This window comes from Moorena sp. SIO3I6 (assembly GCF_010672095.1).
The window spans coordinates 1-2,476 of sequence record NZ_JAAHHU010000669.1; the positions used below are offsets into that span (position 1 = coordinate 1).

Annotated in this window: 4 protein-coding genes; 1 reads left to right on the forward strand and 3 read right to left on the reverse strand. The window is 42.6% G+C overall.

Features of this window, described 5'->3' with window-relative positions:
* Positions 1-291, forward strand: a 291-nt coding sequence (locus F6K49_RS41190; protein ID WP_293106838.1) for a response regulator, incomplete at its 5' end; no start/stop codon positions are given.
* A gap of 78 nt (positions 292-369) precedes the next feature.
* Here F6K49_RS41190 and F6K49_RS41195 read toward each other — a convergent pair.
* The 3 genes from F6K49_RS41195 to F6K49_RS41205 form a co-directional block, all read right to left on the reverse strand.
* Positions 370-528, reverse strand: a complete 159-nt coding sequence (locus F6K49_RS41195; protein ID WP_293075045.1) for a hypothetical protein — start codon at positions 526-528, stop codon at positions 370-372.
* A 60-nt stretch (positions 529-588) separates the two neighbouring features.
* Positions 589-1,125: a hypothetical protein gene (locus F6K49_RS41200; RefSeq protein WP_075898302.1), complete on the reverse strand. Its 537-nt coding sequence runs from the start codon at positions 1,123-1,125 to the stop codon at positions 589-591.
* 257 nt (positions 1,126-1,382) lie between these two features.
* Positions 1,383-1,529 (reverse strand): hypothetical protein, encoded by a 147-nt coding sequence (locus F6K49_RS41205; RefSeq protein WP_293051220.1) that lies wholly within the window; start codon positions 1,527-1,529, stop codon positions 1,383-1,385.
* Positions 1,530-2,476: the final 947 nt, after the last annotated feature.

A 2,476-nucleotide genomic window follows, 5' to 3' on the forward strand; every position in this document is an offset into this window, starting at 1 on the left:
TCCAAAGATGGTCAGGATGGGATAGAAAAACTGCTTCGGGGATTAGAGGTGAAAGCCATTATTTGTGACATCGAAATGCCCCGGCTGGATGGCTACGGCTTTTTAACTCGGGTCAAAGGAGAGCCAAGCTTAAAGACCTTACCCATTATTATGCTCACCTCCCGGAGTGGTTCTAAGCATCGCAAACTAGCTATGACTTTAGGTGCATCTGCTTATTTTTCTAAGCCTTACAATGAGCGGGAGTTATTGAAAACGTTAAATGAAATTATGGTAGAAGACGTATTGATTTAATATTGTTGGTAATATAATGTCCGGTTGACTACTTATCATTTTTAGTTGTTCGTCAATTAACGATTAATAATTAACGATTTACCTAAAGACGAAGTGATTAACCGGACTCGTTCGCGTAGCGTAGCCCTTCGGGCTAATCGCTTTTAGCGGAAGCTTAGCTTCATCGCGAAGCGTGGCCTTAGGCCAATCTCTTGGTGCGCGTTCACGCTTAGCTCCCACGAAAACGCTGGGTCGCACCGGATCATGGGTTATTTCGTCAAAGTTTCAGCGTTAACGAGGGTGCTATTGAGATCAGACTTAAAAAATAACTCTTCCTAGCTCAACTCCCCCAAACTCGACGATATTGCTTGAGCTTCTCCGAACCAGGGCAGTCTGCACATAGTAGTAGTAATTGAAATGGTCAAAGGTATGACCTGATTCACTACTGGTTGAACTTCCCTCGAAGGTATAAGCAGTTTCGCTTCTGGTATCCGAATTAAAAACTAATCCAGAGACAGTATTAACAGCACCATCACGCTTTCTAATGCGTCGTAGTGCTGCTGTGACACGAGCATTCGTACTTCTTCCCGTCGAATCACGGTAGGAAACACTAATGTTGTTGGCATTTTTAACATTAACAGACACTGGACAAATGACAGTAATTGAACCGGTTTTTTCTGGTTTGAACTTAATCCGTCCCGCCGTGATCAGATAAAGGTCTTGTTGTATAGCAGAATCAATGGGAACACATCCTGCTCCATCCATCACCCAATCAGGAACCTGAGCCAGGGCTTTACTAGCACCAAATGTTGTAGTCTGGGCCAATAACGCTCCGATTAATAGTGCTTTTTTCATGTTTATTTCCTCATCACAACTTGCTCAAGTCAATCTGGGATGCACCTATATAGTTATCACCCAAGTCTTTCCTTTTTACGCAAGAGGATAAATTTCACCTAGAGCAGGGGTGGAGGAATCAGAAAACTCACCCCCCATCCTCTCACTCATAAGGGTAGGTTTTTTACTTTGACGTCAGGTGTGGGGTGTGGGGTGTGGGGTGTGGGGTGTGGGGTGTGGGGGATAAGAAAATATACCATTATTGTCGTTAAAAATCATCATTGTCTTGATGCAGCGCGGTCATGGGGGTTTCCCCCATGACCGCGCTGCATCGCTTGTTCGTTGTTTTCCTTTTCCTCTCCCTCTGGGTCGTCCCATGTTTTACCCAAATGTAAAAAACCTACCCCTGTGAGCCATCCTCTCATCCCTCATTAGATATACAGATATATACAGAGTATGCGATCGCATTCGCTAGTTTTGCGTTGTTTGTTTTGCGTTGTTTTTGAATGAGTACACACGGCTTTTGAGATATCCTGTATCGATCCCTTTCCCTAAAAAAAATAAGAGAGCCGTCTTCAAGCTCTCTTGATCATCAGGGTGCATCTACAATAATCACAATATAGCAGTTTTAATGAGGGGTGTCACCCCTCAGCTTAATTTTGCCAAATGGCTGTGCCTTCCACTTCCAGTTAACCCTTGGCACTACCTAGGACAGGTGATGAGAAAGTTTAATCAAATTTGGACAGATTTTCCCTTAGAGCGTTGGTCAACTAATACAAGCTAACAAAATGCTGAACATATGAATCAAACGAAAATCTAGATCATCCCATGCCCCAATTTATCCATTTACCCCTATACCCATGATCAAATTCGATTCCGGAAGAGTTACTGAGGGTGGAATATTCTCGAATCAATGATTAGTACAGGACTTAGACACCAAGACCCTTAAAACCCGGTTTCTCTTATCAGTCAAAGGCTGAAATCGGTGTAATTACCCTCAATAACCGGGTTTGCGCCGTAAATCCTATAGGATTTGTCGAACGTTACGAATTCATAGGCTTTTTAAACAAAGTTTAAGTTAAGCAAATTTCTCTGAACAGAGTCTACCAAAAGTTCAGCCAAGTTGATACATTAATCATAGGCACACAAACCAATCGGAATTCAGGACTGTGCCTCCTGTCCTGAAGAACTTACAGCCCTAGAAACTTAGTCATAGAGATTAACAAGACATGTAGGGTAAGGTAGGCGTTAAATCAGCATGAATGGGAGTAATTGAGTTTAATTACCACCTACCCTAGACAACTAAAACCATGTCTAGCCCTAATTGGTCGATGTTTTAACTAGCTAGTGGTAATGATCTGAAGCATCTTTG

What these genes read in the sequence shown, in the direction of transcription:
- F6K49_RS41205 (WP_293051220.1), bottom strand. Translation starts at nt 1,529, where the DNA reads ATGAGAGGATGGCTCACAGGGGTAGGTTTTTTACATTTGGGTAAAACA.
- F6K49_RS41200 (WP_075898302.1), bottom strand. Translation starts at nt 1,125, where the DNA reads ATGAAAAAAGCACTATTAATCGGAGCGTTATTGGCCCAGACTACAACA.